This window comes from Streptomyces oryzae, assembly GCF_017676365.1.
Taxonomy (GTDB): domain Bacteria; phylum Actinomycetota; class Actinomycetes; order Streptomycetales; family Streptomycetaceae; genus Streptomyces; species Streptomyces oryzae.
This window is the reverse complement of record NZ_JADKMA010000015.1, coordinates 36,063-50,254: the sequence shown is the minus strand read 5'-3', so window position 1 is coordinate 50,254 and position 14,192 is coordinate 36,063. Positions and strand designations below refer to the sequence as shown.

The 14,192-nt window shown below is 66.8% G+C and carries 8 protein-coding genes and 3 pseudogenes; 9 read left to right on the top strand and 2 right to left on the bottom strand.

Annotated elements, in window-relative coordinates; translation table 11 throughout:
• Positions 1-41 precede the first annotated feature (41 nt).
• Positions 42-199 (bottom strand): annotated as a pseudogene (locus tag ITI46_RS05195) (transposase); the annotation flags it as partial.
• A gap of 293 nt (positions 200-492) precedes the next feature.
• Between ITI46_RS05195 and ITI46_RS05190 the strand changes: the two are divergent.
• The 7 genes and pseudogenes from ITI46_RS05190 (at position 493) to ITI46_RS05160 (ending at position 11,935) form a co-directional block, all read left to right on the top strand.
• Entirely contained in the window at positions 493-2,049 is a 1,557-nt protein-coding gene (locus tag ITI46_RS05190; RefSeq protein ID WP_209238183.1) for a choice-of-anchor P family protein, read from the top strand.
• Positions 2,050-2,263: 214 nt separating this feature from the next.
• On the top strand, positions 2,264-3,178 hold the full coding sequence (locus ITI46_RS05185; RefSeq protein ID WP_209238182.1) for a cupin domain-containing protein: 915 nt from the start codon (positions 2,264-2,266) through the stop codon (positions 3,176-3,178).
• Positions 3,179-3,505: 327 nt separating this feature from the next.
• Positions 3,506-4,271: pseudogene (locus tag ITI46_RS05180) on the top strand (ISL3 family transposase); the annotation flags it as partial.
• A 658-nt stretch (positions 4,272-4,929) separates the two neighbouring features.
• A complete protein-coding gene (locus ITI46_RS05175) occupies positions 4,930-5,268 on the top strand; it encodes a trypco2 family protein (RefSeq protein WP_209238181.1) in 339 nt (112 codons plus the stop codon).
• Between the two features lie 75 nt (positions 5,269-5,343).
• Positions 5,344-8,028 (top strand): hypothetical protein, encoded by a 2,685-nt coding sequence (locus ITI46_RS05170; RefSeq protein ID WP_209238180.1) that lies wholly within the window; start codon positions 5,344-5,346, stop codon positions 8,026-8,028.
• Between the two features lie 1,503 nt (positions 8,029-9,531).
• Positions 9,532-9,777 (top strand): hypothetical protein, encoded by a 246-nt coding sequence (locus ITI46_RS05165; protein WP_209238179.1) that lies wholly within the window; start codon positions 9,532-9,534, stop codon positions 9,775-9,777.
• An 811-nt stretch (positions 9,778-10,588) separates the two neighbouring features.
• Positions 10,589-11,935, top strand: a complete 1,347-nt coding sequence (locus ITI46_RS05160; RefSeq protein WP_209238178.1) for a hypothetical protein — start codon at positions 10,589-10,591, stop codon at positions 11,933-11,935.
• 235 nt (positions 11,936-12,170) lie between these two features.
• Here ITI46_RS05160 and ITI46_RS05155 read toward each other — a convergent pair whose 3' ends face one another.
• Positions 12,171-12,338 carry a hypothetical protein gene (locus ITI46_RS05155; RefSeq protein WP_209238177.1) on the bottom strand — a complete coding sequence of 56 codons (168 nt, stop codon included), beginning with the start codon at positions 12,336-12,338 and terminating at the stop codon, positions 12,171-12,173.
• A 453-nt stretch (positions 12,339-12,791) separates the two neighbouring features.
• On the opposite strand from ITI46_RS05155, the gene ITI46_RS05150 reads away from it, so the two are divergent.
• Together ITI46_RS05150 and ITI46_RS34570 are read left to right on the top strand one after the other, a co-directional pair.
• Complete coding sequence (locus ITI46_RS05150; RefSeq protein ID WP_209238176.1) at positions 12,792-13,535, top strand: hypothetical protein; 744 nt, start codon at positions 12,792-12,794, stop codon at positions 13,533-13,535.
• 119 nt (positions 13,536-13,654) lie between these two features.
• Positions 13,655-13,815, top strand: a pseudogene (locus ITI46_RS34570) (transposase); the annotation flags it as partial.
• Between the last annotated feature and the right edge of the window lie 377 nt (positions 13,816-14,192).

Here is a 14,192-nt window from a genome sequence, read left to right as displayed (position 1 = left end):
ACTACGGTGACCTGCGTATTTGCTGCGGCAGCAGATGAGGGTGCAGGTGATGCTGTGAAGGCGAGGAAGTGCTCCGCCTTGCGCTCGTAGCGGCGGTGGAGGCGGCGGCAGCTGGCGAGCCAGGCCATGCTCCGTTCGACGGTCCAGTGGTGACGGCGAGTCGTTGCGAAGTGTCGGTGCCCTTGCGAGCGATGCGGTGCCTGCGGCTCTGCCCCGTTCCATAGAGCACACAATCGGATGAGTTTAGGCCTCTTGGTGCCCATCAGGCCCGTCATTGTGACCACGGTTGGATCTGACGGCAGGCGCAGGAAGGGGTGGGGCATGGGGCATGTCACAGGGGCACGCTCAGAAGGCCAGCCGTCCCTTCAGTCTCGCGTCCGGAGGAGATTGCCGGCGCCCTTGTCTGGCAGGCCATCCCTGGCCTGAGAACCGACCTGCTCCCTGCAAGACGGTTACGTCAATCCGACATTCGTACGGCGAAGGAATAGGTCCATGCCTGAACCCGCCTCCGAGTCTGGTCTGTTGACCGTGTCCCACACCGCAGCCGTCGCGGCGGCAGATGGTCCCGTCACCCGGGTCGTCGGCGCCGGCAAAGACGGGGAGGGGAACACTCATGCCTCGGACCTGGGGCACAAGACCGCAGGTAAACACATCACCGCCATCTCCGCCGGCCAAAATCACGCCTTGGCGCTGACGGACGACGGCCACATCATCGGCGCCGGTCCGGACCGGCAGCAGCTCGCCGATCTGAGCACCCAGGCTGCAGACAAGCGCATCACCGCCATCGCCGCCGGAGATTCCCACAGTCTGGCGGTGACTGATGACGGCCACATCATCGCCGCTGCGGGCGAGCAGTACCACGAGGCAGGCGACAGCTACAAGAAGTGCATCTCCGAGCTGCTCTCCCAGACCAAGGGCAAACGCGTCACCGCCATCGCCGCCGCCTGGTTTTCCAGCTTGGCGCTGACTGACGACGGCCAGGTCATCGGCGCAGGCGCCGGCCTGTGGGATCAGGCCCCCAGTCTGGCCGACATGGCCAAGGGCAAGCGCGTCACCGCGGTCGCCAACGCGTGGTACCGCAGTTTCGCGCTGACTGACGACGGCCAGGTCATCGGCGCCGGTGATGACAAGTATCGGGCGCTTTCCGGCCTGCTCTCCCAGGCCAAGGGCAAGCGCATCATCGCCGTCTCCTCCGGGCAGTGGCACAGCCTGGCGCTGACTGACGACGGCCAGGTCATCGGTGCCGGCAAGGAGTACTGCGGAGAGATCACCAAGCTGATCGCGGAGACCGCGGGCAAGCGCGTCACCGCCATCGCCGCCAGCAAGGTCTACAGCCTGGCACTCACCGCGGAGGGTCAGGTCATCGCCGTCGGCGACAACGAGCACGAGGTGGTCAGCGAGCTGAAACACAAGACTCAGGGCAAGAAGGCCACCGCCATCACCGCGGGCGATACCTGTGCCCTGGCGCTGGTCAAACAGCCTCCGCGGATGATGGCCGGGCAAGCGACGGTTGCCGGCCTCCCCCAGGCGACCGCCCCCAACGAACTGGGCGCTTCCGGCGCCCGCCCCTCCGCCGCCCCGGCCTCCCAGCACACCTCGCTCACCAGCGACAGCCTGAAGAAGGGCGAAAACCAGTCGATCCAGATCTCCCAGGGTGAAAGCAGCATCACCACCATTCTGAGCGGCGGCGTTCGCACCGTGCACGGGACCGTAACCGCCGCCACCGCCCAAGCCGGCACCAACGCCCCTCTGGTCGCTGCCCTCACGGCCATGAGTCTCGACGTCACGGTCACCTCCACCAACGACGAGGCGCCCTCTCCCACCGTGCATCTGAAGTTCAACGAGATCACGATCAACGGACAGCAACAGCCCACAGCACCCGCCCCCAACACCACCCTCGCACTCGACAACGGCGGCAAGGCCGTCCTCAACCGGCAGCAGCCCAACGACACTGGCATCGACGTCACCGCCGTCGCCCTCTTCGACCACAGCGGCCACGAAGTCATGCGCCTCGGGCACATCAGCGCTCACCTTCCCATCGCCACCTGACCGTCAGAGCCGAAGACGCGGCAGATCAATCCGGATCACTGACTGCTGGCTGAACGGTGTCACCGGTTCAGGGAATGCGGTCACATCTGTTGCTTGGAAGGCGCCGTCACGTGCGCTGAAACCCGTTCGTTCGGTGGGCGTCGCGCACTGCTGCAACCGCGACATGGCGCCTCCATGCACCATGTCCCCGCTCAACAACACCAGGGAGTTCCTCATGAGCATGACCGGCACTCAGCCGTCCGGCGACACCGCGGAGTCCGGCGAGGTCAAACACCCCTTCCACATCACCAAGGAAGAGGAACGCAAGCTGCGCCTCAAGGGCGCCGAAGCTGTACCGTCGCTGGTGATCGGGCAAGCCACCTCCTTCGACGAGTACGCCCGCCAGCTGATGATCCCGCCGGCCGTCATGGACCTGGCGCGCAAGGCCGAGGACCTGCGCTTGTCCGCGTGGGAAGTCGAAGCGATGCGCAAGCATCTCGCCCCCGCAGAACCCGGTCGCAAGGTGGGGCTGCTGCGTCAGATCCTGCAGGAGAAGAAGGGGAACGACGCCTCCCACCCGCCCTACATTCGCGTCGCCTGCACCGGGCGGGGCGACTACGACTACCTGGCAGCCAAGCACGGCCACCTTCACCCCGACGATCACCCCAAGGGTGACATCGGCTCCCCCGTCGTCCTGGAGATCTGGCCGGCCCAGCACTACTCGCCCATCCACTCCCACGGCCACACCACCGGCATCGTCTTCTGCCTCGCCGGCCAGCTCGACGTCATGGTCTACGACCGCCTCGAGTGGGATGCCACCAAGCTCGGCCTGCTCACCCTCACCCCCGGCCAGTGCGCCTGGCTGTCCAAGGACACCTACGCCGTGCACCGGGTGTACTGCCCACTGGACGGCGGCGACGGCATCACCGGTCCTGGCTACATGAATTCCACCGCTGAATTCGGCGCCAGCTTTCACGTCTACCTCAACCCGGACGAGACGGCCGTCCAGCGCGAAGACAACGAAAGCTACTCCCGTGACCGTTTCAAGTACGTCCACGAGATCACCAAGAAGCACGATTTCTTCGAGACCCACTCCGATCTCTCCTGGGGCATCCTCCGCCGCGTCCTGGCCAACACTCCGCTGACCTGAAGCCTCGGGTCAGCTGCGGCCGTGGTGCGGCGGTAAGGGAGTTGGCCGAGGGGGCTGAGGTGTTCGGGCCGCTGCCTTGGGAGCCGATCTGGAAGCGGTCCCGGACACCCAAGTCGAGAGCGCAGAAGAACCAGGAACTGCGCACGCAGCGCATGCGGCTCCAAGCCGCCGTCCGACGCCGCCTCGCCGCCCGGGAATTCCGCCGGCCCCGCCCCGGCCGCACCGGACTATCAGGCTCCTTTCCGGAGCGGCGCGAATGTGGGGTCTGCGCGGTCAAGAGCCCTGTCTCCCTTCGGTGGTGACGGAGCGTCGTGACAGGGCGTTGATATTCGCGTGGAGGATGTCAATGAGCTTGTAGACGGTGTTCTCGGGACTGTCCTCGCTGGTCATCGATGATGTGGTCGATGAAGGTGAGCGGATCGTGGTGCGGGCACGGACTCCGCGAGACACTGCAGTCTGCACGGTGTGCGGGGCCTCGTCGGAACGCGTGCACGGCTATCACTGGCGGACAGTGGCCGAGGTGCCGGTCGGTGAACGACGGGTGGTGGTCCGTGTGCGGGTGCGGCGCCTGGTGTGCCCCACACGCGGCTGCCACCACACCTTCCGCGAGCGGGTGCCCGGAGTGCTGGACCGATACCAGCGGCGAACCGGTCGCCTGTCCAGTCACGTCGAAGCCGTGGTCAGGGAGTTAGCGGGCCGGGCCGGAGCGCGTTTACTGGCGATACTCGCGGTGAGCCTGCCGCACCACACGGCTCTGCGCCCGCTGCTGCAGATCCCGCTGCCCGTCGGGCGGGTGCCCCATGTGATCGGCGTCGACGACTTCGCTCTGCGCCGGCGGCACCGCCACGCCACCATGATCATCAACGCCGAGACCCATGAGCGGATCGACGTGCTGCCCGACCGCACGGCCGACACCCTGGAGACGTGGCCGCGCGAACATCCGGACGTCGGGGTCGTGTGCTGCGACGGCTCCGCCACCTACGCCGAGGCCATCCGTCGTGCTCTGCCTGACGCGGTCCAGGTCGCTGATCGCTGGCATGTCCTCCCTGCCCTGAGCAGCGCAGATCAGGCGACTGAGCGCTGGTCCCGCGTCCAACTGTGTGTGGATAGGCTGGACTGACTGTCTGCTGTACTCACCTCGCTGGATCGACCCTTCGTCATCGAACGCCCAGGTGAGCTCAAGTGATCAGCGGTCCTCCGGACTGCGGGCGGTACCGTCGACGGTTGCTGGTTCTGCGCTGGTTGCCGTCTCGCAGCGGCGCATTTTCGCAGGTGACTGCTGTTTCGTCGACGTTCCGGTTCAATGTGTGAGCTGTTCGAGTAGAGGCTCTTTTACTGGCTTTGATGCAGGTCAGGGGGTTTCCCGTATGCGATGTTGTGGAATTCCGCTGGAACATCAAGCAGGGGCGATTCGGGGTGCGGGGCTTTCGTTTGTGCAGGTCAGCGCTATGTGGCGGGATAGTTGAATCCGGTTGGGGTTTCCGGTTGCTGGATTTGCGCTGACTCGATCTGACGGACAGTCGGAGAGTTGAGGCGCGGTACACGTCCACCAGGAAACCGGCCATGGCGCCTGCTGCACAGCCAGGCTCTTCGCTCGGACCCCGGTCTGACGACCACCGCGACGTTGCTACCCCGCTCCACCTCTGAGCGAGCGCGACCTTGCCGTGCCGCTGACCCCCAAGAAGTGTGGCCGGTGGGGCAGTTCGGGTAAGTGGAAGACTGCGGATCACTGGTGGGAGGGGCGTCGAGGAATGACGGGTGACGGGCGTGCGGCGGGACAAGCGCTGGATCTGGCGGACGCGATCACGCTGCTGCGGGATCAGATCTCTGAGGCCCAGCAGCGGATCGACATGAACGGGGACGGCGGACTGCGCTTCACTCTGGGCGAGATCACCCTCGAACTCGGTCTGGAGCTCGCGCAGGCCAGTGGCGCCGACGGCGGCTTGCGGTTCAGCGTGGTCGGCATGGGAGGCAAGCGCGAGAGCACACGTACCGCCACCCATACCCTGACGGTGCCGATGAGACCGCATCTGTCCGATGGCGGCGCCATCGACGTCAGCGATGATGACAGCGACGAGGATGATGCGTAGCGCGCGCTTCGCAGTCCGACAGGTGCGCTGCGAGTCGGACCGGGCACGTGCCCGAGCAACGGTCACGGGGGCCACGTGGAGTTCGACCGTGTAGTACAGGTCCGGGTCCGTACCCCGTTGCGACCCGACACCATGTCGTTCGCCACCGGCTACCTGGTCGCACCGCGGCTCGTGCTCACCACGGGACACGTCTTCGGGGCAGACGCCGGGCCGGGCGGCGGCCCGGTGACGGTGCGCCGCCCGGAGGCGGGCGGTGAGCGCGTCCCGGCCACCCCTCTGTGGCACCGCCGAGACGCCACCATCGATGCCTCCCTCATCGAGATAGCGGCCACCAGCCCTTGGCGGCCCCCCGAATCCATGCGGGACCTGCGTACTCGCCCGCCACAACGCTGGGGCCAACTTATCGGCGTCCGCCCTCATCCCGTGACCATCTGCGGTTACCCCCGAATGCAGAAGGACGCAGGCTGCCGCCTGGACGAACAGCTCAGCGGCGACATCCACCCCGGCAGCGGTCGTCTCGCCCACCGCTATGAGGTGCTGAGCGGCCAGCCCCTCCCGGCCTTCACGCCGCCTCGCGGGGCAGGGGTGAGCGGATGGTCCGGATTCTCGGGTGCTGCCCTGTTGTGCGGTGACCTGCTGGTCGGCGTGGTTGCCCAGGACCGCCGAGCACAGGTGGGCAGCAGACTGACGGCCACGAGGACCCGCGACCTGCTCGGCGATCCGGTCTTTTGCGAGCTTGTCGCCCGGCACACCGGCTGGGCCCCGGTGCTCGAACCCGTCGAACCCGATCACTTCCTCGCACCCGCCGCCTGCGCCCGCGACCTGTGCTCGCCGGCGATGGTGCTGCGCGCCGACGCCGAAGCCGTCCGTTTTCACGGCCGGGAAAAGGAACTCCGTGCGCTCCTCGACTGGTGCCGGACCGACCCGGACGCCTTCGCGGTGCGGGTGCTCACCGGCCCGGGAGGCCAGGGCAAGACCCGCCTGGCCCGCCAACTGATCACGAACTTGCGCCAGGAGGGCTGGGTTGCCGCCCAACTGCGCGTGGACCTTCCCGACTGCCCCGACGGCCCCGGGCCGGACTGGAGCGTTCTGGATACCTCCTCACCCTTTTTCCTCGTCGTCGACTACGCCGAGACGCTGCCCCACCTGATCCGCCGCTTGATCGAGCACCAACGCACAACCCGTCACCGAGTCCGTCTGCTGCTGATCTCCAGAGCCGAGGGCGAGTGGAAGACCCAGCCACTGGGTGCCGGGCCCGACACCCGGGCCATCCTGCGTACGGCCCCCACTCTGGCGCTCAAGCCCCTGCTGCCGTCGAGGGCCGGTCCCACAGCGCACGCCGTGGCCTTCACCGCTGCCGCGCGAGACCTGGCCAAGCTCCTTGGGCACGTCGCCGGGTTGCCGCAGACGGACTGGCGGGCGCTGGCTGAGACCGTCAGGCCGCCCAAGGTGCCGTCGCACGGCCATGCCCGCTCCCACTCCGTTCTGGAAACGCAGATGGCTGCCCTGGTAGCCCTGCTGGAAAGCGGCCCCGCTCCCGTGGGCAGGAGCCCCGACCAACCGGTGGAGGAGCTTCTCCTCGACCACGAGACGCGGTACTGGGAAGGCATAGCCGCCTCGCCGATGTTCCGGCTCGACGATCTGCGTGCCACCACGCTGCGGCGCGCGGTGGCCGGGGCGGTGCTGTTCGGGGCCACCACCCGCACCGAAGCCCTCACGCTGACCCGGAACGTGCCCGGTCTGCCGCCCACCCGGGCCACGGACGTCGCCGAGTGGCTACGGACGCTGTATCCGCCACCACCGGGCCACTACTGGGGCTCGCTGCACCCCGACCGAGTAGCCGAGCACCACGCCGTCTCCCACCTTGCCGACCCCGACGACGGCACGCTGACGGCCCTGTGGCCCGACGCCACCGACGATCAACGTCTGCGCGCCGTCCTCGTCCTGTCCCGCGCCATCGGCACGCTCGGAGATGGCAGTAGGCCCGCCTCCGACGAAGCGGGGCACGTCCTGGGTGCCCTGGAGGCAGCCCTCAAGAGCGCACCCCCGAGTCTGCGTTTCCTCAGAGCCGCGACAGCGGCGTTTCCCTACCCGCCGCCGAAGCCGCTCGCTCCGCTCGACCTGCTTCTCCACTACCGCCTCGCCGCCGCCTACCGCAAACCGGTCGCAACGGACCCCGCGGGCAACGCCACCGCCTACGCCTTGACACTCAACGAACTGGCCGTCCGCCTCAGGGACTTGGGCCGGAGGGAAGACGCGCTCACGGTCATCGAGCGGGCCGTCGTCCTGGAGCGACGCCTGATACGGGCACATGACAACGCCGAGGCCGAACGCGGCCTGGGTACAGCCCTGTACAACTGGGGGCAGTTGCTCTGCGAGGCAGGCTGCTACGAGGAGGCCCTGACCGTCGCGGAAGAGGCGGTTGCCGTGGAACAACAGTGCGTGCGCACCGACCGGTCGGCCGACGAGTCATACCTAGCCCAGGCCCACTTCCGCCTGTCCGTCGTCCTGCGAAGACTGGAGCGTTACAGCGAGGCCGAAGTCGCGAGCCGAGCAGCTGTCGACGGCTATCTCCGCCTGGCACAGGCCAACCGGGCCTACGCATCCAGCCTGGCCCGCGTCCTGATCGACCTGGGCATCATGCTCGAAGATGACCTGGGCAAGGACAGAGAGGGGTGGGCGGCGTTTGCGAGAGGGCTCGAGATCCAGAACCGCTTCGGACGTCTGGGGACCAGGGACCCGCTGGCGGGACTTCGATGACCCAGCCGCACGACGGCCGAAGCAGAGTGTCGAGCCCGGCGACTGCCATCTTCGCCGGCCTCGCCGCGACCGGGCTACGCCCTCTGTTCACCGACGTCGTCACCCGTGATGACGCCCCTCGGCGCAAACCGGACCCGGTCTGTTCTCTCTCGCCTTGGCCCGCTGCGCCGTCGCACCAGCCCGCTGCCTGGTCTTCGAGGGCTCGACCGAAGGCGTGCAAACGACTGGGTCGGCAGGCGCTGCCCGCCCCGCCGCACAACTGGTCGGGTCTGCGATACATCGCCTTGCGCACACTCCGTCCACCGTTGCTGGTTCTGCGCTGGTTACTGTCCCCCAGCGGTCCGTTTTCGCAGGTGACTGCGGTTTCATCGACGTTCCGCTTCATGTGTGAGTTGTTCGAGCAGCCGCCCTTTTACTTGCTTTGATGCAGGTCAGGGGGTTTCTCGCGTGCGGATGTGGTGGAGTCCTGCCGGAACGTCGAACGGGATGATTCGGGGCGCGAGGCTTTCGTTTGTGCAGGTCAGCGCTACGCGGCGGGATAGTTGAATCCGGTTGGGGTTTCCGGCTGCTGGATGTGCGCTGGTTGATTTTTTGATGGGGCGTCAGCCAGGAGCCGGGGACGGAAACTCCTGGAGTGCGCCGTCATGAGCCACCATTTTCTTTATCGCGATGGACCTGACCGTGTGTACATCGTCGAGCTCGCCTGCGCGAGCTGTGCTGACTGGTCCGCGCCTGTGACTGCGGAGAGTGAACCTGTGGTTCTCGGAGCGGGACAAGAAATCATCAGCAGTTACGAATACCTCGACAACGCTGGTGACGGGCGTCTACTGCGAAGAAGTGCACTGACCATCCTTAACGGATACGGCCTAATTTTCCTCCGCACACGTGCAGGATCGGTGGCGCTCCGATGACTGCCATGCGCAGTGGTGGAGTTGCGCGTCGCGCATGACACGCCCTGGAAGTCACGCAGGGTCTTCGATGCGTGTCGGATCAGGTGGCGGATGGTGATGGTGTCGAGGTCGAAGAACGCGTCGATGACGGTGACGCGTCGCTGTTAGCAGCGGGCGAGCTGGCCGAAGGCGTTCTGTCAGACGTGAGTGCACTCCACGTGCCACAAACGTGACAGCCGGAGATCTCGGTGCCTGAGCCCCGTGCCGGGGCTTCCCCCGCTGCACACGAGGAGCCGGGCCCTCGTGCATGGGCGGACGGCTGAGCCGGCCGGTGGGTGAGGAGGGACCATTTGCATATCGGTTGCACGGTTGTGACAGGCACGGCTTTGCTGACGGCTGGGCACTTGAGAGGCTTTCCCCGACCCCGTGTGCCGAGTGCTCGTAATCGAGGCCGGACAGGGCGACATTTGCGCACCCTGGTGAGCAACCACTTTATCGGGATGCGGTTGCAATTCAGTTAGTTGAACGAGGGGAATAGATGCGTTTTCGTGCGAAGTCCGCTATTGCGTTGGGTGCGGCAGCGGCTGTCCTGAGTCTCGGTGCGGCTCCGGCTGTGGCTGCCTCTGAGGGGAGCACCCGTGACTCCGGTGACCGGGCCTATGTCGACGGGTGCTTCAAGATCAAGATCTTCGACGGCAACTTCTCCGACACGATCTATTACAGCAACCGCTGCGGTCACAAGGAGCAGCTCGCCATCATCTACGGCAGTTCGAAGAAGACCATCAACGTGGGGGCGAAGAAGCAGGGGGACTGGTACAGCTCCACGACCAACATCTCGGATGCCTACGACAACGGCTGAGCCTGCGTAAGCAGGTACCGTGCTCGGCGCCGCCCCTCCTGGTCGTTTTGCCCTGGGGAGGCGGCGCTTCGGCGGGCCGTCGGTCAGCAGCCCCCCGGGCGCGTAGGTGTGCCATCGCCTGAACCAACGTGCCCGTTCTTCACCACTGATCAGTTCCTGTGGTCCGGGGAGCCGCCGGGTCCGCTGCGCTGTCAATGCCTCCCGCCCGGCCCACTGTCATAGGCACGTCACCAGGTCCAGGTCCAGGTCCTCACCGGCCGTAGTCACCATCCGCAGCCGCACACCTCCTGCGGCAGGGTGCAGCCGACGCACCTGCTCAACCTTGATCATGCGCTGCCAACGAGCAGGCAACTCGAAACCACACCTGAGCACTTGAAGCCCTGTCTGTGAGTGGGTGTGATTGAAGAGGTCCTCCGCTCGCTCTTAGGCACGCCGCTCCTCTGGCGCGTCCTCGTTGGCAAGATGCCGCCGGAAGAGGAGATCCCTGCGGTAGTCCATCAGCGCGACAAGGAACGACGCTGACTAAGTCAACCGCTCACGCACGAACAGATCTGCTCGTGCCATCGCCTGGGAACGCTGGTTGGCCTTCCGCTGTAACGCGTACGTCAGTGCCGAGCCCATCAGGGGCCCGGAAACAGCGAGATCGGTGATGCTCTGTGGATGGGTGATCGGGGCCGTCGTTGCTGGTTCGACAGCGTCGAGAGCGGTACCGAGCTGGATGGGGCTGGATGACCGCATGGTGCGTGCGGGAGATGGGGGCAAAGGCAAGGAGGAGGGGCCGAGTGTCAGTCGTATCGTGAACACTTGCCACATGACGAAGCACGCCGACACTCTTCCCCTGGCCCTACCCGGCTGGCTGGTGAATACCTATCAGCTCGACCTCACCGCCAACTACTCGACCGGATGGGCCTTTCGGCACTGCGATGTGTCCTTCTCACCGGACGGGCACATGTACGTGCTCTCCGAGGTGGGGCGCTATGTTCCCGGCGGTGACCACGCCGAGGATCCGGCCGAGCGCACCTTCAGCTGTGATCTGGTCACCCGCTATGGCGCGGACGGAGCTCCACTGGCCACCACGATCACGGGGATACCGGACCCGGAGGGCACACCCTCGGCCATTGCCTGGCGCGGCGTGGACAGTCTGTGTGTCCTGCCCGATGGCACCGTCGCGCTCACCGCGGGAGGAGACGATACGTATCTGCTGGACGCAGAGCTGCGGACGCTGCTCGGTGCCTATACCCGGCCGTCCGTCACCATGGAGGAGTCCGAATTTGACGAACCGTTCGGCGACTCCTTCGCGGGCCGGATACGGGTGACGTCCGGCGGTCGTCTGCTGTGCGCTCTCGACGAGTACGGGCCCAACAGGCGCGGACTACTCAGCCCCAACCTGGTCGCCCTCACCGGCGCCGGTCTCACCCCCACATCCAGGCCCGACGTGGAGGTGATCGCCTCAGTGGACGGGCACCCGCTGCATCAAACGACGGAGCATGTCCGGCCGTTCGCCTTCCACCAGGGCCGTCGCGTCGGCTACGACCACCGCCCCACCCCTGACCTCGCCGAGCTGGCGGAGCGACGTTGGTCCGACGTGGACTGGAACCACTACCCGGCGACGCTGGGATTCTCCCCGGAGCCACTCAGCGACGAGCTCTTCGTCGTTCCCCTGATCGGCCACGAATGGCGCAGTGGCAGCCGGGGACAGCCCTTCGTCTTCATCCTGATCAACGACAGCGGTGAGCTCGTCGGTCGCCTCGGAGGGCTCGACTACTGGAAGGACAGCCCCTTCACCGGCAGGAACTTCACCGTCGTGACCGACCAGGACCGGCAGCTTGCCTTCCACGCCAACCAATACGGCCTGTACGCGTGGAACGCCGAAGGCACGCTGCTCGCAAAGGTGCCCACGGAGGACAAGCCGTTCAAGGTGCTGACCAACTTCGCACTGCTCGGCTGCTCACCTGCCGGGGAGTTGGTGTTCGCCCACCGCAAGCAGCATCTACTGCTGCGCGTCCCTGTGCCGGACACCGTCGGGGAGTTGGCAAGCTCTCTCGAGGTGGCACTGCGGACGTACTCACGGGAGCGGTCCCGGCTCAAGAAGGCCCTCGGGCCGATCAACTGGCACTGGATATACACACCGGGCAGCGTCGGCGTACACCATCTGTGAGACATGACGGCCGATTGGGGCCTCGTGCGTGGTGATCGTGATGGGTGCCTCCCGGAGCCGGATCCGACCTCAAGATCCTGCAACAGCAGCCTCGGCTGGAACACGGCGGGGCGTGTTCGGGCGGCGGCAGCAGATCAGTGCACATGCGAGGTGAGGAAAGCTTCGTGGATGTCGCCGTGGACCTCCCAGCGGATCCGCACACGGGGGAACCAGTGCAGGTGAGCGGACGTGTGCTTCACGACCCAGCGTTGGGTGTCGGTTCGAAGCCGTGCGCGGTGCCCCGTCGGGCGATCACCGGCTCCACTCCGAGCGCCCATCCGAGGCGGCGGTACTTGCCGTGGTCGTAACCGCGGTCACCGAGCACGACGTCGGGGCGGCGCCGGGGCCGGCGCTTGCCCCGCACAGGTGGCACTGCTTGGAGCAGTGATATGACCTGAACGGCGTGGTCCGGAACTGGCTGCTGATCGGCAGCCGAGGTGGGTGACGGGCCAGCGGTCCGCGTAGTCCACGACAAGCAACACCCCGGGTGCGCCGTCCGGCCGGAGATCCAGGCTGCCGGGCGGGGGAACCATCGTGTCACCGTGGGAGGCGGTGGCGACCTTCCATCCGGCAGTGGCGCGGCGTCGGCGAACTCGACCGCGAGCCGGGACTTCCCCTGACCTCCCGGCCCATACAGCCAGCGCACCGCCAGTCTGTGCTTGCCGCCATCGCGCCCTTCCCGCAGCTGCCAGCTCGGACTCACGCCCCGTGAACGGCACAACGCGGTTCTCCGCGCTGAGCGCACGGCTGGGGGGATCACCAGGCTCCGGCGGCCCCGGCACCGGCCGCTTTCCCCACTCTTCAGTAAGCTCCCGTCATGACGCTCGCGTACTGGGAACGGCACCGTTTCGATGACCCGGCGGTGGCGGCCGACCGGGACGAACTGCTCAAGTCGGCGGACCAGAACCCGGACCCGTGCGCCGCCTTCCTCAGGCTGCTGCGCTCCGGGCGGCGGGACGCGGTATGCACGGCGCTGGAGTACTTCCACTACCAGGACCGGCAAGCTCGGTGGGGCTTCGGCAACCCACTGGACGAGTACGCCGCGGAGGTGTTGGACCACGCCCGGTGGGTACTGCGCGGGACACCGCTGCCGGAAGCGCGAGGGGAGGACCGGGCCAGCGCGCTGTGGGCGATCCAGAATCACGCCGAGGCTGCGGACGCCCCGCTGATCACCGCCGCGCTGCGCACTGTGGACGGCGACGTTGTCGATGGCGCCGTGTCCGCCGCCGGACAGTGCCTCTACGCCTGCGATGTCCCTGAGGATCCCGAACTTGTGGCCCAGCTCGGCGCGATGGCCCTGGACGAGGACCGCCCTCTGCGAGTCCGCGCGTCGTGCGCAAGGGCGCTGGCCTCGGCGGAGTCTGACCAGGCCGCCGAACTCGCGGTACTGCTGACCGGCCTCGCGGAACTCGAGCTCCAGATGGCCGGCGCTCTTGTCCTCACCGCCCATCTCGACACGCATCGCCCCCTCCTCGAATGCCTGGTGGCTACCTGGCCCCCCAACGCCCCTGAGGCGAACGACATCCGGGATGCCTTGGAGGAGGACGATGATGACGCGTGACGGGCTCATGGAACTCCCGACGCAATGATCTTCGAGGGGGTTGGATCACTCCAGAATTGGTGATCTGAGGGTGCGGGGTGGCGCAGCCGAAGCCGTGGGAAGTCGATGACGAGCTGTGGATGGTGATCGAACCGCTGCTGCCCAATGTCGAGCGTCGGGTGCGGGATCCGGGGCGCAGCGGTATCCGGACCGGCTGGTGTTCCAGGGCATCCTGTTCGTGCTGCACACCGCGATCTCCTGGGAACACCTGCCGCAGGAACTCGGCTTCGGGCATGATCCGCTGGCGTCGCCTGGCCGACAGGCCCCTTATTCACCAGCTCGGGGAGCACGGCTCCCTCAAGGTCGGGCTTGGAGACGTGCTTGTAGCCGCTTCGCGGCTCGGGGAGACCGCCAAGCTTGCGCCCCTGATTGTCGAAACGGAATTCGGTGAAGCCGGGGATCTTCACCGTCGTCTGCGGATAGACATCCTGTTTCCAGGCCAACTCACCGTGCTGATACAGACGGATTTCGCGGGTGTCAGCGAGCACATCCGAGCCACTGCCGGGCCGGCGCGGCCCTTCGGCGGAGGGCGAGGCGCGCTGGCGCACTGGGGGCACTGTCGAGTGGCGCCCTACGCTCCCCTGCAGTTGGTCACCGATAGCGGCATGCGCGTCGGCC